The sequence below is a fragment of the Streptomyces sp. NPDC050619 genome, assembly GCF_040654815.1.
Lineage (GTDB): Bacteria > Actinomycetota > Actinomycetes > Streptomycetales > Streptomycetaceae > Streptomyces.
The window spans coordinates 14,403-33,525 of sequence record NZ_JBFAIR010000061.1; the positions used below are offsets into that span (position 1 = coordinate 14,403).

Consider the following 19,123-nt stretch of genomic DNA (forward strand, 5'->3'; position numbering starts at 1 on the left):
AAGGGCAGAAGGTGGGGGCGCCGTGGGGCGCCTGGGGGGAACTCCACCGTAGCCGCAGGAGGGTCTTATGCCGGGTACACGTGCGTTTGCGTCGCTTTGACCGTTGCCCAGATCGGCGCGCCGGGGTGCAGGTCGAGTTCGGCCGCGGCGACCGTGGTGAGGTCGGCGGCCAGGGGGAGTTCGCCGGTGAGGTCCGCGCGGATCTGGTCGCCGTGGGTCTCCAGGCCGGCCACTTCGCAGCGCCAGACGTTGCGGGCGCTGGAACCGGTGGGCCGGTCGCGGTAGAGGGTCACGGCGCTCGGCGGGAAGGCGACGAAGACCGGTCCGGTGAGGTTCTCCGTGGTGGTGATGGCGCTGTCGGTGTCGAGCCGGACGGTGTGGCCGTCGGCCCGTCCCCGGTAGAGGTTCAGGCCGACCAGTTGGGCGATGTAGTCGGTGCGGGGGTGGCGGGCGATGTCGGCGGGCGTGCCCTCCTGGACGACCCCGCCGTGCTCGACGACGACCAGCCGGTCGGCCAGCACCATGGCGTCCAGCGGGTCGTGCGTGACCAGGACGGCGACGGCCTCGAACTCGGCCAGGTGGCGCCGGAGTTGGGCTCGCACCTCCAGTCGGGTGCGGGCGTCCAGGGCGGCGAGCGGCTCGTCGAGGAGGAGCAGACGGGGGTGGGTGGCCAGGGCGCGGGCGAGGGCGACGCGCTGGGCCTGGCCGCCGGAGAGCCGGCGGGGCTTGGCGCTCGCGTGCTCGGCGAGCCCCATGCGGTCCAGCCAGACCGCGGCCTGCGCGCGGGCCTCCGCCTTGGTCGCGCCGTGGCAGCGCGGGCCGAAGGCCACGTTGTCGAGGGCGGAGAGGTGCGGGAAGAGCAGGTAGTCCTGGAAGACGACGCCGACCGGGCGGGACTCGGGCGGCGTACGGTCCAACGCGGCGCCGTCCAGCCGCAGATGGCCGCCCGTGAGCGGGGCGAGACCGGCGAGGGCGCGCAGGGCGGTGGTCTTGCCGGCACCGTTCGGGCCGAGCAGGGCGACGACGTCACCGGGGGCGGCGGTCAGTGTGACGTCGAGGCGGAAGGTGCCGCGGTCGACGACGAGGCGGGCGTCCAGGCCCGCGTCGCGCGTGTCCTCGGTGACGAGGTCGGCTGTGGTGGCGTCGGTCATGAGGGGGCGTCCGGATCCGTCCAGGAAGGGGTCCTGAGGCCCTTCAGGGGGCTGTGGTGGCCGAGCGGCGTCATGAGGGTGTCATCCAGCGGTCCCGCAGGCCCGCCAGGACCGCGATCGACACGGCCAGCAGGACCAGGCTGAGGGCGATCGCCGCGGCCGGGTCGTTCTGAAGGGCCAGGTAGACCGCGAGGGGCATGGTCTGCGTACGGCCGGGGAAGTTGCCCGCGAAGGTGATCGTGGCCCCGAACTCGCCGAGGGCTCGTGCCCAGGCCAGTACGGAGCCCGCCGCGATGCCCGGCGCGATCAGGGGCAGCGTGACCCGGCGGAACGCGGTGAAGCGGGAGGCGCCCAGGGTGGTGGCCGCCTCCTCGTAACGCGGGTCGGCCGCACGGAGGGTGCCCTCCACGCTGATGACGAGGAACGGCATCGCCACGAACGTCTCCGCGAGCACGACGCCCGTCGTGGTGAAGGGGAGCGTGATCCCGAACCAGGAGTCCAGCCACTGCCCGACGATGCCGTTGCGGCCGAGGGCCAGCAGCAGGGCCACACCGCCGACCACCGGGGGCAGGACGAGCGGCAGGGTCACCAGGGCGCGGACCAGGCCGCGGCCGGGGAAGTCGGTGCGGGCCAGCAGCCAGGCCAGCGGCACGCCGACGACCAGGCTCAACGCGGTCGCCGCGGTGGCGCACACCAACGACAGGCGGAGCGCCTCCCAGACCTCGGCGCTGGTCAGCTGCTCCGGGAGAGCGCGCCATGGGGCTCGTACGAGCAGGGCGATCAGGGGGAGGAGCAGGAAGGCCAGGCCTGCGAGGGCGGGGACCAGGAGGGGCAGCGGCACCCCTCGGCCGCCGCCCGCCCGGACCCGCCGACGCGGGGGCCCGCCGGACAGGGCGACGGTGTCGGTCTTGCCGGCCTCGGTCACGGCTTGAGGAACCCGGCTTCGGTCAGGGCCTTCTGGCCCTCGGCGGACTTCACCAGCGCGATGAACGCCTTCGCCGTGGCCGGGTTGGGCGCGTTCTTGAGGAGGGCGATCGGGTAGTCGTTGATGGCCTTGGCCGACTCGGGGAAGTCCACGCCCTCCACCTTGTCGCCCGCCGCCTTCACGTCGGTCTTGTAGACGACGGCGGCGTCGGCCTCTTTCAGTTCGACCTTCGTCAGTGCGCTCTTGACGTCCTGCTCGTACGAGACCGGCGTGAGCTTGAGATTGCCGGCCTCCAGCGCGGTCTGGGCGGCGGAGCCGCACGGCACCGTCTTGTCGCACAGGACGACCTTCAGGCCCGACTTGGTGAGGTCCTTGAGGGAGGAGACCTTGTCGGGGTTGCCCGGCAGTGTGGCGATCTCCAGTTGGTTGCGGGCGAAGGTGGTGGGCGCGTCGGCCGTGTCTTTCTGGTCCGTCACGGTCGCCATCGTCTTGGGGCTCGCGGCGGCGAAGACGTCGGCAGGGGCGCCGCCGGTGATGCTCGCGGCGAGGGTGTCGCTGCCGCCGAAGCTGAAGGTGACCTTCGTGCCGGGGTGCTCTTTCTCGAATTCCTTGCCCAGGGCCGTGAAGCTCTCCTGGAGCGAGGCGGCGGCGAAGACCGTCACCGTGCCGGACAACTCGGACGACGAGGACGACGAGGACGCCGAGGACGCCGACTGTGCCGAGGAGGAGCAGGCGGTCAGGGCCAGCAGTGCGGCGACTCCTGCGCCGGCCGTCTGGAGGGTCCGGTGGGTCTGGTGGGTCTGGTGGGTCCGGTGGGGTCGGCGGCTCCGGCGCGCGGAACGGGGCATCACGGGTCCACTCCCTCTGACGTATCGAGCTCTGACGCATCGGGAAGAGGCCGGCGGGCCTTCTCCGATGCGTCGATCATACTTCCGCATATGCGAGGCATAAGGGCCCTGTGGCGTCGCATGAGCTGGCGAGGGAGGTCTTAGGGGTGCGCATGTGCGTTTCTGCGGGGAGAGGGTTCCGGTCAGACGCGGTCGATGTGTACATTCGTCGACTTGACGCGGGCGGTGGCCTCCATGCCGACCTCCAGGCCGAGTTCCTCGACGGCCTCGCGGGTCAGCAGGGAGACGAGTCGGTGTGGGCCGGCCTGGATCTCGACCTGGGCGGCGACATCGCCCAGCTTGATCGCGGTGACGATGCCCGGGAAGGCGTTGCGGGCGGAGGTGTACGGTGCGTCCTCCTCGGCGCCCGCTGCCTTGGCGAGCTCCACCGAGAAGGCGGCCAGGTCACGTCCGTCGATGAGCCGCCGTCCGCCCTCGTCGCGGTGGGTCGCCACGCGGCCCGCGTCCGCCCAGCGGCGCGCGGTGTCGGGGCTCACGCCGAGCAGCCTTGCCGCCTGGCCGATTGTGTAGGACTGCATGTCGGTCACGATAGGGGTGGTGGTGGGGAACTGTGGACGTGGGGCTGATCGTTGGGTATAACGCGATATAGCTTTAGTGTGGTTGGGATCGCTGGCGGTCGGTTGGCGGTCGGTTGGCGATTTGCTTGCAATGGGCCTGTGATCGGCTGGTGCGGCGATGAGTGGCCAGTGCGGCTAATGAGTGGCTAGTGATCGGAGTGAGGCCATGTCCGGTGGGTCAGTGCAGGACGGGGGGCTGCCCGGTGTCGCCGCGGCGCTCGAACTGAGGGCCTCGCATGCGGACCGGGACCGGGTCGTGGACGTGCTGAGCATCGCCGCGGGGGACGGTCGGCTGACCGCCGAGGAACTCGACGAGCGGGTCGAGGCCGCCCTGACCGCGCGCACGATGGGCGAGTTGGCCGTCCTGACCGCGGACCTGCCGGCGGAGGTGGGCGGGGGTGCGGTTGCCTCCGGCGGTAGGGCCAAGGACGTCGTCAGGATCGACCAGGAGGGCGCGTCGACTCGGCGGGGCGATGGGTGGGTGGTGCCGCGCCGGATGGAGATCCGTTCCGCGTGGGGTGAGGTGACGCTCGACTTCACCCAGGCCGTGATCACGCACGACACCCTGCGCATCGACCTCGACATTCGTGGCGGCTCGCTGAAACTGCTGACGCGTCCGGGCGGCGTGGTGGACACCGACGCTCTGGTGACGCATTACGGCAAGATCAAGACGCGGCGGGCGGGTGGGCTGGATGTTCCTGTGGTGTTGCGCGTGGAGGTGGTCGGAGAGCTGAGTTTCGGGCAGGTCGTGGTGCGGGCGCCGCGACGGGTGTTCGGGGGGAAGCTGACGGGCGTCTGAGGGGCGGCGCGCCGGGCTCAACCGGTGAGTGGGGGAGGTGGGTGGGCGGGCTGCTGCTTGGTCGGGTGGGGTGCGTGTGCCGTGATGCATGGTCGGGGCCGATGTGTCTTGCCTGGTTGGTGGTTGGTGGCTGCGAGGGTCCAGGCCTGGGTGGTGGGTGTGCTTGCCTGTGGCCGGTCGGTGGGTCGCGAGTTCCGCGCCTCGTTGGTGGGTTCAGGTGCCTGTGCCCGGTGGGTGAGTGACAAGGGCCGCGTCCTGGTGCTGGGTGTGCCTCGCTTGTCCTCGGTGGGTGGGTGACAAGTGCCGTGTCTGGTTGGTGGGTTGAGGTGCTTGTGTCCGTCGGTGGGTGTGCCTCGTCTGTGCCCGGTGGGTGGGTGACAAGCGGCGTGTCTGGTTGGTGGGTTCAGGTGCCTGTCCCCCGGTCGGTGGGTGGCAAGTGCCGCGCCTGGTTGGGGGGTTTACGTGACTGTCCTCGGCCCACCGGCCGCAACGCCCGCGCTTGGTCGGTGGGGCAACGTATCCGCGTTCGGGTGAGGGCAGGCGCGTACCCTCACCCCCCGTGGTGGACGTCCCGTGCTCAGCCGGTGTGGACGCGGGGGCGGCGGGGGCGGTTTGGTTCTGCCTCGCGTAGGACCTCTCGGGTGACCGGGGCTACCTCGCCCTGACCAAAGAGGAAGAAGCGCAGGAAGTTGGCGAAGGGGTTGCCCTCGGTCCACTCGAAGTAGATGTGCGGGGTGCGGTCGGTCGTGTCGCGGACGTGCAGGAGCAGGGCGGCCAGGGCGTTCGGGATGGAGGAGGACTCCAGGGTCAGGACGCGGTAGCGGCTGTGCAGGACCTCGCCGCGCACCGTCAGGCCCACCTCGAACTCGGAGGGGTCGAGGACGGTGACCTCGACGAAGACGAAATCCTCGCCGGGGATGTCGTTGTCCTGCTGGATCTGCTCGATCTTGTCGCGGTACTCGGCCTTGTCCCGCTGGTCGGGCTCGTTGGCGATGAACCGCATCTTGCCGCCGGCCATGTCCCGGATGAAACGTTCCGCCATGTCGTCGAGCGTCACGCTGGTCACGCGCAGTTCGAAGGCGCGGGCCAGCCGGGAGAGGAGGGAGACGAGGATGATCCCCGCGATGAAGCAGGCGCCGATCTTGACGCCGTCCGGGCGCTCGATGACGTTCACGACCGTCGTGTACAGGAACACCGCCGAGATCACCGCGAAGGCGATGGTCCAGTTCCGTTGTCCCGCCTTGCGGGCGGCGATGGTCACCGCGATCGCGGCCGAGCTGATCAGGACCAGCACGCCGGTGGCGTAGGCACCGCCCTGCGCGTCGACGTCCGCGTCGAAGATCCAGGTGACCAGGAAGGCGATCAGGGTGAAGACGATGACCATCGGGCGCACCGCGCGGGCCCAGTGCGGGGCCATGCCGTACCGGGGCAGATAGCGGGGCATCAGGTTGAGCAGCCCCGCCATCGCGGAGGATCCGGCGAACCAGAGGATGGCGATGGTCGAGACGTCGTAGACCGTGCCGAAGGCACTGCCCAGGTAGTGGTGCGCCAGGAACGCCAGCGCGCGTCCGTTCGCCTGGCCGCCCGACTCGAACTCCTTCTCCGGGATCAGCAGCGTGGTGATGAAGCTGGTGGCGATCAGGAAGACGCTCATGATCACCGCGGCGGTGGTCAGGAGCTTCTTCGTGTCGCGGATCCGGCCGGTCGGCTGCTCGTCCGTGTCGTCGGGGTCGCCCTGGACGTGCGGCATGACCGCGACGCCGGTCTCGAAGCCGGAGAGGCCGAGGGCCAGCTTGGGGAAGACCAGCAGGGCCACGCCGACCATGGCGAAGACGTTGCCGTGTTCGGCGGTCAGGGCGCTGGACCAGTCGGTGATCACGTGGCCGGCCGTGATGACGTGCCACAGACCGACGGCCACGACGACGAGGTTCAGCGTGAGGTAGATGCCGACCAGGACGACCGCGACGCCGATCGCCTCCAGGAAGCCCTTGAGGAACACGGCCCCGAGCAGCGCCACGAGGATCAGGGTGACGATCATCTGCTTGTCGTGGAGCGCGCCGGTGAGGTGCGGGTTCTCGATCAGGTGGGTCGAGGCGTCAGCCGCCGACAGGGTGATGGTGATCAGGAAGTCGGTGGCGGCGAAGCCGAGGAGTGTCAGAACGAACAGCTTGCCCTTCCAGAAGGACAGCAGCCGCTCCAGCATCGCGATCGAACCCTCGCCGCGAGGGCTCTCCTCGGCCACGCGCCGGTACACGGGCAGGGCCCCCGCCAGCGTGACGATCACGAGCACGATGGTCGCGATGGGTGACAACAGGCCGGCGGCGAGGGCGGCGATACCCGGCTGGTAGCCCAGGGTCGAGAAGTAGTCGACGCCGGTCAGGCACATGACCCGCCACCAGCGCCGGCCCTCGTGCGCGGGTTCCGGTTCGGCGTGGGGCCCCTGGTAGCCGCCGCCTTTGCCCATGTCGGACAGTCCCTCCAGCATCCAGGAGCGCAGGCGGCTGGGCGGGAGGTGTTCCGTGGTGGCCATCGGGCGTGCTCCTGAGGTACGGCTCAGCGACTGGATCCGGCCATCACGCGGACGGCCGGATCAGCGTAAGCGGAGAGTGACGCCAGGGCCCACGGTTGAGGGGGATGGCCGCGTCAAGCTTCCGTTAAGACTGGCTGTGCCCGTCCCCGCCGGACGTCTTGCCCCTCCTGCGCAGGCCACCTACAGTGCAGCTCCGTAACGTTCGCCAGATCATCCGAAAGTTTCGCCCTCTCCTGCGACGCTCGAAGGGACTGACGCGCATGCGGACGTACGACAATCCTGTGATCGGTGGCTTCCATCCCGACCCCAGTGTGTGCCGGGTCGGCGACGACTACTACCTCGTGTGCTCCAGCTTCGAGTACTTCCCCGGCGTTCCGCTCTTCCACAGCCGTGACCTCGTGCACTGGCGGCAGATCGGCAACGTACTCGACCGGCCGGGGCAGTTGGCGCTGCCCGACGACGCGGTGGCCTCCGGCGGGATCTACGCCCCGACGATCCGCCATCACGGCGGCCGCTTCTACATGATCACGACCAACGTCTCGGGCGGGGGCAACTTCCTCGTCACCGCCGATAATCCGGAAGGGCCGTGGTCCGATCCCGTGTGGATCGACCTGCCCGGCATCGACCCCGACCTCGCCTGGGACGACGACGGTTCCTGCTGGTGCGCCGTCTCCGGTGTCCGGGTCGCGCGTATCGACCCGGCGACCGGAAAGGTGCTGGAAGGGCCGCTTCCGGTCTGGTCCGGAACGGGACTGCAGCACCCGGAGGCGCCGCACCTCTACCGCATCGGCGAGTGGTGGTACCTGATGCTCGCCGAGGGCGGCACCGCGCACGGTCACGGCGTCTCGATCGCCCGCGCCCGTTCCCCGCGCGGCCCCTTCGAGCCGGCACCGGACAACCCGATCCTCTCCCACCGCAGCACCAACCTGCCGATCCAGTGCACCGGCCACGCCGACCTGGTCCAGGCGCCCGACGGCACCTGGTGGATGCTGCTGCTGGCCACCCGCCCGCGCGGCTTCCACCCCGCCTTCCACGTCCTGGGCCGCGAGACCTTCCTGACCCCCGTGGAGTGGATGGACGGCTGGCCGCGCGTCGGTCCGGTGCGCGAGCGGCACCCGGCGCCGGCGGCCTGGCACCCCGTAGAACCCCTGCCGGAGCGGGACGACTTCGACGCCGAGCACCTGGCGCCGTACTGGATTTCCCCGCGCAGCAGGCCGGACGGTTCCTGGTCGCTGAGCGAGCGGCCGGGACGGCTGACTCTGCACGCCACGGGGGACAGCCTCGACCGGCCGGGCCACACCTTCGTCGGACGACGGCAGCAGCATCCCGACTGCCGGATCGCGGCCCGCCTGGAACCCGGAACGGGCCGCTCCGGCCTGTCCGTTCGCCTCGACGAGGCCCACCACTACGACATCGAGATCGCCGGGGGAGAGGCGAGCGTGATCGCCCGGATCGGACCGGTACGGCAGCGCCTCGCGCGTCAGCCGGTGCCCCCGGGCCCGGTCACGCTCGTCGTCGAGATCGGTACGACGTCCCCCGTGCCGCCGACCGTCACGGCCCCCGACGGGGAAGCCCTCGGGGTCAGGCCCGGTGGCCCCGACACGGTCGCCCTCTCGGTCGAGGGCGGTGCGCCGTTGGCCGTACTGGATGGGCGCTACCTGTCCACGCAGGTCGCCGGTGGGTTCACCGGCAGGGTGATCGGCATGTACGTCACCGAGGGCAGCGCGTCCTTCGACTGGTTCGCCTACGTGCCGTCGGGATCGTGAAGCCGGGGCTTTCCGGAACAAGTCGGCGGCGCACTCGTCCAACATTCCCCGCGTACAAGGGGTTGCCACTGTTTGGGAGCTGTCTCTAGGGTGCGGCAGCAACGAACCTTTCTGGATTAACTCCGAAACATTCGGTCCAGAGGACGGGCATGAACGCGCCGTCCCGTACCCAAGGAGCACTTCATGGGCGACCCGGCACTGTCCCGCCGCGGCTTCCTGGCGGCCTCCGCCGCCGCCGGTCTGAGCATGACGGCACTGAGCGGCTGTGGCGGCGACTCGGACGGAGGGTCGTCGGGGACGACCACGGTCGAGTGGTGGAACATCTCGACCACCGAGCCCACGAAGGGGGTCTGGGCCGCACTTGCCAGGAAGTTCGAGGCCCAGAACCCCAAGGTCAAGATAAAGATCGTTCAACTGGAGAACGACGCCTACAAGTCGAAGATGACGGCGCTGACCGCCTCCGGGAAGCTGCCGGACATCTTCCACACCTGGGGCGGCGGTGTCCTCAAGCAGCAGGTCGACGCCGGGCTGGTCGAGGACCTCACCGACAAGACCCAGCCATGGGCCGACAGCCTGCTGCCGGTCGCGAAGGAGCCGTACCTGCTCGACGACAGGGCGTACGGCATCCCGTTCGACATCGGCATGATCGGCTTCTGGTACAACAAGGCGCTCTTCAAGCGGGCCGGTGTCAGCGCGCCCCCGACCACCTGGAGCGGCTTCCTCGACGCCGTCGGCAAGTTGAAGGCCAAGGGCATCACCCCCCTCGCCCTCGCGGGCAAGGAGACGTGGACCGGCATGTACTACTGGGCCTACCTCGCGATGCGCACCGCGGGCGCCGAGGCCCTGCAGAAGGCCAACGACGACAAGGACTTCTCGGGCGCCGATTTCGTCGCGGCCGGCGAGCACCTCAAGGAACTCGTCGACCTCCAGCCCTTCCAGAAGGGCTTCCTCGGCGCCGCCTACTCGACCCCCACCGGCCAGGCCGCCGCCGTCGGCAACGGCAAGGCGGCCATGGAACTCATGGGCCAGTGGGCCCCGGTGGTGGAGGCGGACGCCGGCAAGGGCCTCGGGGACGACCTCGGGTTCTTCCCGTTCCCCACGGTCGAGGGCGGCAAGGGCGCTATCACCGAGGTGTTCGGCGGAGGCGGCGGGCACGCCCTGCGCAAGGGCGCTCCGCAGGCGGCCGTCGACTTCCTGAAGTTCTTCGCCTCCGAGGCCACCGACCTGGAACTGGTCAAGAAGACCGGTGTCCTCCCGGTGGTCCCGGCGGCCGAGAGCGCCATCGCCGACCCCAACATCAAGGCCGTACAGGCGCAGTTGAAGGGCGCCACCGGCTTCCAGCTCTATCTCGACCAGGCCTACGCGCCGGCCCTCGGCCAGGAGGTCAACGACAGCGTCGGCGCGCTCATCGCGGGCTCCAAGTCCCCCGAGCAGGTCACCGAGTCGATCACCAAGGTCGCGAAGGAAGAGCAGTAGCCCGCGATGACCTCCACGTCCCTTCAGAACAAACAGTCCGGCCCCGACGCCGGCCTCCCGCCCCCGGCCGCCGGCGCGGCCCGGGGGCGGGCCCGGCGGCGCACGCTCAACTGGCTCACCGCGGTCGGCTTCCAACTGCCCGCCCTGGTGCTGTTCGGCGTGCTGGTGCTGCTGCCGATCCTGTTCGCGCTGTACGCCGCCTTCTTCCGCTGGGGCGGCTTCGGCATGCCCTCCGACTACATCGGCGTCGACAACTTCACCCGGCTCTTCGACGACCCGGTCTTCCTGGGCGACCTGTGGCGCTGCCTCGTCCTGGTCCTGCTGTCGCTCGCCATCCAGCTGCCGTTCGCGCTCGCCATGGCCGTCCTGCTCAACCAGAAGGTGCGCGGCCGGGCGGTGTACCGGATGCTGTTCTTCGCGCCGTACGTCCTGTCCGAGGCCATCACCGGCGTGCTGTTCAGCATGATCTTCGCGCCGGACGACGGACTCGCCGACCGGCTGCTGGGCGGGATCGGCCTCGACGGGCTGGGCGGGGAGTGGTTCGCCGACCCCTCCACCGTGATGGCCACCCTCTTCCTGGTCATGACCTGGAAGTACTTCGGCTTCCACATGATGCTCTACCTGGCCGGACTCCAGTCCATCCCCCGCGAGTTGACCGAGGCGGCGCTCATCGACGGCGCGGGCGCCTGGCAGCGGTTCCGCAACGTCACCCTGCCGCTGCTCGCGCCGACGCTGCGCATCAGTGTCTTCCTGTCCGTCATCGGATCCATCCAGCTCTTCGACCTGGTGTGGGTGACCACCGCGGGCGGCCCCGACCACCACTCCGAGACCATGGCCGTGACCATGTTCCAGTACGGCTTCAAGCGCTACCAGGTCGGCTACGCCAGCGCGATCAGCGTGGTCATGTTCGGCATCAGCCTCGTCTTCGCCCTCGCCTACCAGCGGTTCGTGCTCCGCCGCGACCTCGAAGGGGCCACCACGACCATGCGAGGAGGCGGGAAGTGACGACCGCTCGTAAGCCCCGTGGGAAGACACTTCCCGTACACGTCGTGTTGGTGGTCGTCGGCGCGGTGATGGTCGTGCCGCTGATCTACGCGATGGTCTCCGGCTTCAAGTCCACCGACGAGCTCTCCCGCAACCCCATCGGGCTGCCCGACTCGTGGGTGATCTCCAACTACACCGACATCATCGGCTCGGGCGCCTTCTGGCAACTGCTCGGCAGCAGCACGCTGATCGCGATCGGGACGACCGTCATCGTCGTCGCGGCCTCCGCGCTCGCCGCGTTCTCCTTCGCCCGGTTCGCCTTCCGCGGGCGGGAGGTGCTGTTCACCCTGTTCACGATGGGGCTGATGTTCCCCTTCGCGGTGGCGGCCCTGCCGCTGTTCCTGCTGCTGCGCTCCATGGGCCTGTTGGACAACCCTCTCGGCGTGATCCTTCCGCAGGCCGCCTTCGGACTGCCGATGACGATCATCATCCTGCGCGGCTTCTTTAGGCAGATCCCCGGCGAACTGGAAGAGGCGGCCACCCTCGACGGTTGCGGCCCGCTCGGCTTCTTCTGGCGGGTGCTGCTGCCCATGGCGCGGCCCGCGCTGGGCACCGTCTCCGTCCTGGCCGTCGTCACCAGCTGGAACAACTTCTTCCTGCCGCTGCTGGTGTTCACCGACTCCACCTGGTGGACGATCCCCATAGGCGTCCAGCAGTTCCAGGGCCAGTACGCCACGGAGTACGCCCGCGTCTTCGCCTACCTGGTCCTGGCCATGGTCCCCGCCCTCGCCTTCTACTCGGTCGCCGAGCGCCAGCTCGTCGGCGGCCTCACCGCCGGCGCGACGAAGGGATGACGCGCGCCGGCGGACGTACGGCTCGCCCACTCAACCGCACGTGAGGAGTCGCACCATGCGCACTACGACCACCCGCTCCCGCACCCGCCTCAGACTCGCCGGCGCCCTCGCGACCGTCCTGGTCGCCGCGGGCGTTGTCACAGGTCCGGCCGCCGCGGCCGGCGAACAGCCCACCCTCGCCGACCTCGCCCAGCGCCACGGCCGCTACTTCGGCAGCGCCACCGACAACCCCGAGCTCACCGACGAGCCGTACAAGGCCCTCCTCGGCAGCGAGTTCGACCAGATCACCCCCGGCAACGGCATGAAGTGGTACGCCACCGAACCCCAGCAGGGCGTCTTCGACTGGTCCAAGGGCGACGAGATAGTGAACCTCGCCCGCGCCAATCACCAGAAGGTGCGCGGCCACACGCTGGTCTGGCACAGCCAGCTGCCCGACTGGCTCACCGGCCGCGACTGGACGGCGGCCGAGCTGCGGGCCGTACTGAAGAAGCACATCCAGACGGAGGTACGGCACTACCGGGGCAAGGTCTTCGCCTGGGACGTCGTCAACGAGGCGTTCAACGAGGACGGCACCTACCGCGAGACGGTCTTCTACAAGACGCTCGGCCCCGGCTACATCGCCGACGCGCTGCGCTGGGCCCGCCAGGCCGACCCGAAGGTCAAGCTCTACCTGAACGACTACAACATCGAGTCCGTCGGCCCGAAGAGCGACGCCTACTACAAGCTGGCCAAGGAGCTGAAGGCGCAGGGCGTGCCGCTCGACGGCATCGGGCTCCAGGCCCACCTGGCACTCCAGTACGGCTATCCGACCACGTTGGAGGACAACCTCCGCCGCTTCTCCCGGCTCGGCCTGGACACCTCCCTGACCGAGGTGGACGTGCGGATGTACCTGCCCGCGGACGAGGCGAAGCTGGCCACGCAGGCGCAGTGGTACCGGGACCTGACCGAGGCCTGTCTCGCGGTGCGCAGGTGCGTGGGCATCACTCTGTGGGACTACACGGACAAGTACTCGTGGATCCCGGCGTTCTTCGATGGCGAGGGCGCCGCACTGCCGTGGGACGAGCAACTGGCGCCGAAGCCCGCGTACTTCGCGATCAGGGAGGCGCTGAAGTAGGGCGCTGAAGTAGGGCGCTGAAGCAAGGACCCGTTCCCGGGCGCCGGTGAGGGGAGCGCCCGGGGACGCAGACCGCTGGGTGGCGGTGATCGGTGTGGGGCGGCCGGGAGGGTGGGGTGGCGGTGATCGGTGTGGGGCGCTCGGGAGGGTGGGGTGCTGGGTGACGGTCATCGGTGAGGGGCGGCCGGGAGGGCGGGGCGCTGGGTGGCGGTCTTCGGTGAGGGGCGCCCGGGGACGCAGACCGCTGGGTGACGGTCATCGGTGAGGGGCGGCCGGGAGGGCGGGGCGCTGGGTGACGGTCATCGGCGAGGGGGCGCCCGGGGAGGCGGAGCGCTAGACCACGGCCACCGGCGCCGTGCTCGCCCGTACCACCAGGTCCGTGCCCAGTTCCACCCGAGGGGAGTCCGGCTGTTCGTCGCGGGCCAGCCGCAGCACCGTGCGGACGGCGAGCTTGCCCATGTCCGCGAGCGGCTGACGCACCGTCGTCAGCGGCGGGGCCGACCAGCGGACTTCCGGAAGGTCGTCGAAACCGACCACACTCATGTCCTGCGGCACGCGCAGCCCGCGCTGCCGCAGGGCCTCGATCGCGCCGAGTGCCATCTGGTCGCTGGCCGCGAACACCGCGGTCGGCGGCTCGGGCAGGTCCAGGAGGGCGTTGCCGCCGGCGAACCCGGACTCGGGGCGGAAGTCGCCTGGGACGACGAGACAGTCGTCCACCGCGAGACCGGCGCCTTCCAGGGCCGCGCGGTAGCCGTCGAAGCGGGCCCGGGAGCAGAGCAGCCGTGGCGGGCCCGCGATCAGGGCGATCCTGCGGTGGCCCAGCGACAGCAGATGCTCGGTGGCCGCCATGCCGCCCGACCAGTTGGCGGCGCCGATGGTGGGGACGTCGAGCGCGGGGGAGCCCGCCGGGTCGACGACCACCAGCGGGACGCCGAGGATGCGCAGTTCCTCGTGGAGCATCGGCTCCAGCGCCGAGGTGACCAGGATGACGCCGTCGGAGGCGCGGGCCCGCAGATTGCGCATCCATTCGCGGGCGTCGCCCGTGCGCCCGTGGATCGCCGAGACCACGGTGCCCACGCCGGCCGCGTGGGCGACCTCCTCGACTCCACGGATGATCTCCACCGCCCAGGGACTGTCCAGGTCGTTGAAGACGAGGTCCAGCAGGGCGGCGCGGGTGCCGGGGGCGGCGGGGCGCTTGCGGTAGCCGTGCCGTTGCAGCAGGTCCTCGACCCGGGCGCGGGTCTGCGGCGAGACGTCGGACCGGCCGTTGACGACCCGGGACACGGTCGGCACCGAGACCCCGGCCCGCCGGGCGATCTCCGTGATCGTGACCTTGCCCCGGGCCTCGGGCGCCGTCTCGGCGTCGGCCTCGCGTGCTGCCACTTCCCCACCTCCGTCGTCAGCTCACCGGGCACTCTCGAAACTTCCAGGAGTCTTCCGGAAAACGGGTGGCCCTGGGAAGAGGCCGCGCCCGGGAACGGCAGTGAACATGAGGGATTACGGGTAGTGACCGCCCCCGGACATGCGTCGGGGCCGGAGCGCAGTCGGATGCTGCGAGCCGGCCCCTCAAGGTCTCCGGACGGCACGGTGGACCGCCCGGCGCCGCTGGGCTTCCCCGGCGGGATCCGCCGGACAGGCCTCAGGCGGCGGTCATCACCTGGCCCGCGACTGGGCGGTGCGGGGCGATGACCCGGCCGTCCGGCAGGAGCTCACCGGTGTCCTCGAAGAGGAGAACGCCGTTGCACAGCAGGCTCCACCCCTGTTCCGGGTGATGCGCCACGAGACGGGCGGATTCCCGGTCGGCGGAGTCGGCTGTCGGACACGGTGGCTTGTGCTGGCACATTGATGGGATCTTTCGCTCTGTCGTGACGTGTGAGATGGCTGTTGTGTCTGTCCCGCGGCTTGAAGCGTCGTTCATGGCCGCCCCCCGTTGTCATAAGTCGGTCCGAACCCAGTGTTGCCCCACGGGCGTCAATCCGCAGGGATTTAGCAGCACCACTTCTCACAGGTTGATGACGCCTCACCCGCGCGGACGGTTCACCCCAACTGCACGGTCTTTTCGGATGGTTCGTGGTGGCCGGATGGGACTAGCCCGGACGGGGCGCCGACCTCGCCGGGCTCGTACGAGCCATAAACTGCTCGTACGAGCGAATTGGTCACCTTGTTCCCGAAGGAAATGCTCGGCTCAGCCTACGGGTGCCGGAAACAGCGTCGTACCCCGCTACCCGGAATTCGGGAACGGGGTACGAAGGCGTCGCGGCGAGGGAACTTCAGGCGGGCGAGCTCAGCAGCGGCGGGGGAGTCACCCGATGGGTCAGCACCGGCAGCAGCTCGGCGACCCGGTGCGGACTGTGCGCGGCGATGCCGGGCGGCGCCGGCGCCAGCGGGACGAGCAGATCCGTGGCGGCGGGTCGGCCGGCGGCGCCGTCCGCGGCGCAGTCGCCGTGCAGCCAGAGCGTGAGCATGTAGAGGCCGGGGATCGACAGGAGGCGCGGCTGGTACGCCTGCGTCATGGTCTCGGCCTGGCGCAGCGCGCGCTCGGTGGACGCGATGTACGGCCCCTCGAAGAAGTGCGAGAACGCCCATCCGTCGGGGGTCAGCATGGTGTCGGCGGCGGCCACCGCGCGGTCGCCGCAGCGGATCAGGAAGCGCCAGGCGGCCAGCCGGGTGGCGGGGACGCCCGCGGGGTCGATCCCCTCCAGGACGTGCACGGGCAACGGCAGCTCGGGCGTGGCGGGTCCCTGGGCGTGCAGCAGGGAGGGAGTTCGGGCCTCGCGGACTGCGGTGGGAGAACCGAGGGCGGTGAGAACGGAGCGCAGGGCGGGCGCGGGAGCCGGGGGGACATGCATCGGCATGGTGAGTCGCCTCTCATTCGACAGGCACGGTGGCGCGAGGGCGGGGCGGGGCGGACGGCGCTGTCTGCTCACGCGGTCAGAGAGGCGGGGGCCGTGGTCCGTAACCAGGGATGCCGGTGAGGCTTGCCGTACGTCACCTGACGGCAGGATCGAGGGACGCGGGCGCCAGCCTTCTGCCTTGTTCGCGAAGTTTATACGACACATGTTCAGACAGTGTTTCGTCTAGCCGCTTTCGCTGGGTCGAGCAAGGGGCCATTCGGTCAGCGATTCGCGGGAATTCTCACGATTTCGGCTGGGCCGCACGGCGGTGACCTCGGGGAACGCCCAGGAAGCGGACGGCCAATTCTCGTCGGCGTTTTTCACGAGTTCTTCGGGGAACTCGAAACTGCACCGTGCTGCATGCCCGACGAATGTGCCAGCGGTCACCCGCGACAGCGTAGCGGCTGCCGGGCCCGCGCGTGACGTTATCGATCGTCCCGGCTGGGCATCATCCCACCTGACCGGGGACACCGGCGGCCGGATCTTCTCTTCGGTCCGCCCATTCGAGGAGGGACGCTTCGATGGGGGAGAAGGTCGTGGCAGGCCGGTTCGACCTGTCCGATCGCCAGCGCTACCGGGACAAGCTCCGCCGGTGCCTGACGGGGCTGGAGCGCCTCCTGGCCGAGAAGCGGTTCGATCGCCCGAAGAACCTCATGGGGCTGGAGATCGAATTGAATCTCACGGGCGCTGACGGCATGCCGAAAATGCTCAATGCGCAGGTGCTCGAACGCATCGCAAGCCGAGATTTCCAAACAGAACTCGCCATGTTCAACCTGGAAGTCAACATAGCCCCACACCGGTTGGGCGGGCGGGTATTCGACCGGCTCTCCGAGGAACTCCGCACCTCGCTGGCGTATGCCGACCGGAAAGCGGGTGAGCTCGACGCGGGAATCGTGATGATCGGCATTCTGCCGACGCTCGACCGGGACGACCTGGTCTCCTCCAACCTCTCCGACGTCGACCGCTACGCCCTGCTCAACGATCAGATCGTGGCCGCCCGGGGTGAGGACTTCGCCCTCGACATCGACGGTGTGGAGCGCCTCTCCTGCACCTCGAAGTCCATCGCGCCCGAGGCCGCCTGCACCTCGGTGCAACTGCACCTCCAGGTCACCCCGGGGCGCTTCGCCGATGTGTGGAACGCCGCCCAGTCCGTCGCCGCCGCCCAGATCGCCGTCGGCGCCAACTCGCCCTTCCTGTTCGGCCGCGAGCTGTGGCGCGAGTCCCGCCCGCCGCTGTTCCAGCAGTCCACCGACACCCGCCCGCCCGAACTCCAGGCCCAGGGGGTGCGCCCGCGCACCTGGTTCGGCGAGCGGTGGATCTCCTCGGCGTACGACCTCTTCGAGGAGAACCTGCGCTACTACCCGGCCCTGCTGCCGATCTGCGACGACGAGGACCCGCTGGACGTCCTCGACGCGGGCGGCGTCCCGAAGCTCGCCGAGCTCGTCCTGCACAACGGCACCGTCTACCGCTGGAACCGCCCGGTCTACGGCATCGCCGACGGCGTCCCCCACCTGCGCGTCGAGAACCGGGTGCTGCCCGCCGGCCCCACCATCACCGACGTCATCGCCAACGCGGCCTTCTACTACGGCCTGGTCCGCGCCCTCGCCGAGGAGTCGCGGCCGGTGTGGACCCGGCTGCCGTTCGAGGCGGCCGCCGCCAACTTCGACGCCGCGTGCCGGTACGGCATCGACGCCCGCCTCATCTGGCCCCGGCGCGGCCGGTACGGCGGTACGGCGGAGGTGGGTGCCGTCAGTCTCGTACGCGACGAACTGCTGCCGCTCGCCGAGGCCGGCCTCGACGCCTGGGGGGTCGAACCCGCCGACCGGGACCTGTACCTCGGTGTCATCGAGGAGCGGTGCCGGCGCCGGGCCAACGGCGCGTCCTGGCAGTCCGCGACCTTCCACCGCGCCCTGGAGACCGGCCTGTCACGGGACGCGGCGCTGGCCGCCACGACCCGGCGGTACCGCGAACTGATGCACGAGGGCGAGCCGGTGCACACCTGGCCCGTGGGGCTGCCGGAGCCGGTGGCGCTGGGGTGAGCGAGCGGCTGGACAGGCCCTGACCCTGGCTGCCCCGAGCCCCCGCCGCCACGATCGCCTCAAGGGTCACCGAGTGGATCTCGGCGGGATCGCTGACCTCCTGCCCGAGCCGCCGGTCGCCTCGCGATCTGCTCGGCCTCCTCGCGGTCGGCGTCGGGGCCCACGGCGATCACGATGAGCGGCAGTGGACGCTCCGGGTCGGTGAGCTTCGCCAGTTCGGCGATCAGGCGGCCGCGCGAGATGCTGCCCGGATCCTGGTTCACGCCGTCGGTCAGCACGACCAGCGCGTTGAACTTCCCCTCGGCATGGGAGGACGTGGCCGCCTTGTACGCGGCGAGCGTGGTGTCGTACAGCCCCGTGGCGCCGTTCGGGACCGGCGCCAGGTCGCTGAACGCCGCCGACAGCCTCTCCCGCTGTGCGGACTCGCCCGCGCGGTCACCGAGCCACCCCGGTCGGCGTCGGCCGAGGAGTTGTGCGCGCGGGCGGCCTGTTCGGTCAAGATCAGGGACTGGTTGCGCTTCGGGTCGCCCTGCTCGGGGTCCGAGGAGTCGCGCGGCAGCGTGTCCAGGACCTGGCCGTCGCTGTCGGCGGTGCGCTGCGACAGCGTCTTCATCATGGCCGCGGCCTGTGTGTGCCCAGCCGGGTGAGCGGGAGCAGCCCGGTCGCGCTGCGCGCGGGGTCGGCCGCACCGAGCCCCAGCGAGTCCTCCCGCAGGGCGGCGCCGGCCAGTTCCAACCAGGTGTACGTCTGCTGCGGCCACCCCAGCGACTTCGCGGGCACCATCGCCATCCCGACCGGGGTGGAGGCGACGCTGCCGCGGGAGGCCGCCCGCGCCGCACCGCTGTCCGCCTTGAGCCGCTGGACCCAGACGTCCGAGCGCCCGCTTCGCCGCCGTCCCGAGGACGGGCGCCAGGTCCGGGGAGGCGGCGAGCTTCAGGACCGTGGCGAGGCCCACCGTACGGCGCCGTGGGCGTGGACGGGGGCCGCTGCCGCCCGCCCCATACTGATCGGGCAAGCTGTGACGTCCCATGACGGTGGTATTCCTCTCTGTTGAACGCCGTGCCGTAATCCGGCCGTATGGCATGCAAAAGGGAGGTCCGCCCCCGTACGGCGTCCGTCCCCCGAC

At 70.3% G+C, this 19,123-nt stretch carries 15 protein-coding genes and 1 pseudogene; 7 read left to right on the forward strand and 9 right to left on the reverse strand.

The genetic code is table 11. From position 1 onward, the window contains the following. Positions 1-65 precede the first annotated feature (65 nt). From AB0I77_RS50055 to AB0I77_RS50070, 4 genes are all read right to left on the reverse strand, one after another. On the reverse strand, positions 66-1,151 hold the full coding sequence (locus AB0I77_RS50055; protein WP_363289674.1) for an ABC transporter ATP-binding protein: 1,086 nt from the start codon (positions 1,149-1,151) through the stop codon (positions 66-68). A gap of 70 nt (positions 1,152-1,221) precedes the next feature. Then, positions 1,222-2,043 (reverse strand): molybdate ABC transporter permease subunit, encoded by an 822-nt coding sequence (gene modB, locus AB0I77_RS50060; protein WP_363289700.1) that lies wholly within the window; start codon positions 2,041-2,043, stop codon positions 1,222-1,224. Between the two features lie 29 nt (positions 2,044-2,072). After that, positions 2,073-2,924 carry a molybdate ABC transporter substrate-binding protein gene (gene modA / locus AB0I77_RS50065; protein ID WP_363289675.1) on the reverse strand — a complete coding sequence of 284 codons (852 nt, stop codon included), beginning with the start codon at positions 2,922-2,924 and terminating at the stop codon, positions 2,073-2,075. A 182-nt stretch (positions 2,925-3,106) separates the two neighbouring features. Next, on the reverse strand, positions 3,107-3,502 hold the full coding sequence (locus AB0I77_RS50070) for a helix-turn-helix transcriptional regulator (protein WP_363289676.1): 396 nt from the start codon (positions 3,500-3,502) through the stop codon (positions 3,107-3,109). A gap of 205 nt (positions 3,503-3,707) precedes the next feature. On the opposite strand from AB0I77_RS50070, the gene AB0I77_RS50075 reads away from it, so the two are divergent. After that, the gene (locus tag AB0I77_RS50075) at positions 3,708-4,340 is read left to right on the forward strand and encodes a DUF1707 domain-containing protein (RefSeq protein ID WP_363289677.1); all 633 of its coding nucleotides are present in this window, start codon (positions 3,708-3,710) and stop codon (positions 4,338-4,340) included. Between the two features lie 577 nt (positions 4,341-4,917). Here AB0I77_RS50075 and AB0I77_RS50080 read toward each other — a convergent pair. Continuing rightward, positions 4,918-6,870 carry an amino acid transporter gene (locus tag AB0I77_RS50080; protein WP_363289678.1) on the reverse strand — a complete coding sequence of 651 codons (1,953 nt, stop codon included), beginning with the start codon at positions 6,868-6,870 and terminating at the stop codon, positions 4,918-4,920. Between the two features lie 260 nt (positions 6,871-7,130). Here AB0I77_RS50080 and AB0I77_RS50085 point away from each other — a divergent pair, with 260 nt between their 5' ends. From AB0I77_RS50085 to AB0I77_RS50105, 5 genes are all read left to right on the forward strand, one after another. Next, the gene (locus tag AB0I77_RS50085) at positions 7,131-8,636 is read left to right on the forward strand and encodes a glycoside hydrolase family 43 protein (protein ID WP_363289679.1); all 1,506 of its coding nucleotides are present in this window, start codon (positions 7,131-7,133) and stop codon (positions 8,634-8,636) included. Positions 8,637-8,819: 183 nt separating this feature from the next. Next, positions 8,820-10,112 carry an extracellular solute-binding protein gene (locus AB0I77_RS50090; protein ID WP_363289680.1) on the forward strand — a complete coding sequence of 431 codons (1,293 nt, stop codon included), beginning with the start codon at positions 8,820-8,822 and terminating at the stop codon, positions 10,110-10,112. 6 nt (positions 10,113-10,118) lie between these two features. After that, on the forward strand, positions 10,119-11,117 hold the full coding sequence (locus AB0I77_RS50095) for a sugar ABC transporter permease (RefSeq protein WP_363289681.1): 999 nt from the start codon (positions 10,119-10,121) through the stop codon (positions 11,115-11,117). Continuing rightward, positions 11,114-11,950 carry a carbohydrate ABC transporter permease gene (locus tag AB0I77_RS50100; RefSeq protein ID WP_363289682.1) on the forward strand — a complete coding sequence of 279 codons (837 nt, stop codon included), beginning with the start codon at positions 11,114-11,116 and terminating at the stop codon, positions 11,948-11,950. The genes AB0I77_RS50095 and AB0I77_RS50100 overlap by 4 nt, the downstream gene beginning before the upstream one ends. Positions 11,951-12,005: 55 nt before the next feature. Continuing rightward, a complete protein-coding gene (locus AB0I77_RS50105; RefSeq protein WP_363289683.1) occupies positions 12,006-13,064 on the forward strand; it encodes an endo-1,4-beta-xylanase in 1,059 nt (352 codons plus the stop codon). A 333-nt stretch (positions 13,065-13,397) separates the two neighbouring features. Here the strand turns inward: AB0I77_RS50105 and AB0I77_RS50110 are convergent, their stop codons facing one another. From AB0I77_RS50110 to AB0I77_RS50120, 3 genes are all read right to left on the reverse strand, one after another. Beyond that, a complete protein-coding gene (locus tag AB0I77_RS50110; RefSeq protein ID WP_363289684.1) occupies positions 13,398-14,447 on the reverse strand; it encodes a LacI family DNA-binding transcriptional regulator in 1,050 nt (349 codons plus the stop codon). Between the two features lie 256 nt (positions 14,448-14,703). Further along, positions 14,704-14,907: a DUF5999 family protein gene (locus AB0I77_RS50115; RefSeq protein ID WP_363289686.1), complete on the reverse strand. Its 204-nt coding sequence runs from the start codon at positions 14,905-14,907 to the stop codon at positions 14,704-14,706. Positions 14,908-15,334: 427 nt separating this feature from the next. Beyond that, positions 15,335-15,919 carry a hypothetical protein gene (locus AB0I77_RS50120; protein WP_363289688.1) on the reverse strand — a complete coding sequence of 195 codons (585 nt, stop codon included), beginning with the start codon at positions 15,917-15,919 and terminating at the stop codon, positions 15,335-15,337. A 560-nt stretch (positions 15,920-16,479) separates the two neighbouring features. Here AB0I77_RS50120 and AB0I77_RS50125 point away from each other — a divergent pair. Next, a complete protein-coding gene (locus tag AB0I77_RS50125) occupies positions 16,480-17,997 on the forward strand; it encodes a glutamate--cysteine ligase (protein WP_363289689.1) in 1,518 nt (505 codons plus the stop codon). 31 nt (positions 17,998-18,028) lie between these two features. Here the strand turns inward: AB0I77_RS50125 and AB0I77_RS50130 are convergent. After that, positions 18,029-19,027, reverse strand: a pseudogene (locus tag AB0I77_RS50130) (hypothetical protein); the annotation flags it as partial. Positions 19,028-19,123: the final 96 nt, after the last annotated feature.

Excerpts from the sequence above, each read along its gene's own strand:
- AB0I77_RS50105 (WP_363289683.1), top strand. The coding sequence starts at position 12,006 with ATGCGCACTACGACCACCCGCTCCCGCACCCGCCTCAGACTCGCCGGC.
- AB0I77_RS50080 (WP_363289678.1), bottom strand. The coding sequence starts at position 6,870 with ATGGCCACCACGGAACACCTCCCGCCCAGCCGCCTGCGCTCCTGGATG.
- AB0I77_RS50090 (WP_363289680.1), top strand. The coding sequence starts at position 8,820 with ATGGGCGACCCGGCACTGTCCCGCCGCGGCTTCCTGGCGGCCTCCGCC.
- AB0I77_RS50075 (WP_363289677.1), top strand. The coding sequence starts at position 3,708 with ATGTCCGGTGGGTCAGTGCAGGACGGGGGGCTGCCCGGTGTCGCCGCG.
- AB0I77_RS50070 (WP_363289676.1), bottom strand. The coding sequence starts at position 3,502 with ATGCAGTCCTACACAATCGGCCAGGCGGCAAGGCTGCTCGGCGTGAGC.
- AB0I77_RS50125 (WP_363289689.1), top strand. The coding sequence starts at position 16,480 with ATGGGGGAGAAGGTCGTGGCAGGCCGGTTCGACCTGTCCGATCGCCAG.
- AB0I77_RS50085 (WP_363289679.1), top strand. The coding sequence starts at position 7,131 with ATGCGGACGTACGACAATCCTGTGATCGGTGGCTTCCATCCCGACCCC.
- modA (WP_363289675.1), bottom strand. The coding sequence starts at position 2,924 with ATGCCCCGTTCCGCGCGCCGGAGCCGCCGACCCCACCGGACCCACCAG.
- AB0I77_RS50055 (WP_363289674.1), bottom strand. The coding sequence starts at position 1,151 with ATGACCGACGCCACCACAGCCGACCTCGTCACCGAGGACACGCGCGAC.
- AB0I77_RS50095 (WP_363289681.1), top strand. The coding sequence starts at position 10,119 with ATGACCTCCACGTCCCTTCAGAACAAACAGTCCGGCCCCGACGCCGGC.
- AB0I77_RS50120 (WP_363289688.1), bottom strand. The coding sequence starts at position 15,919 with ATGCCGATGCATGTCCCCCCGGCTCCCGCGCCCGCCCTGCGCTCCGTT.
- AB0I77_RS50115 (WP_363289686.1), bottom strand. The coding sequence starts at position 14,907 with ATGTGCCAGCACAAGCCACCGTGTCCGACAGCCGACTCCGCCGACCGG.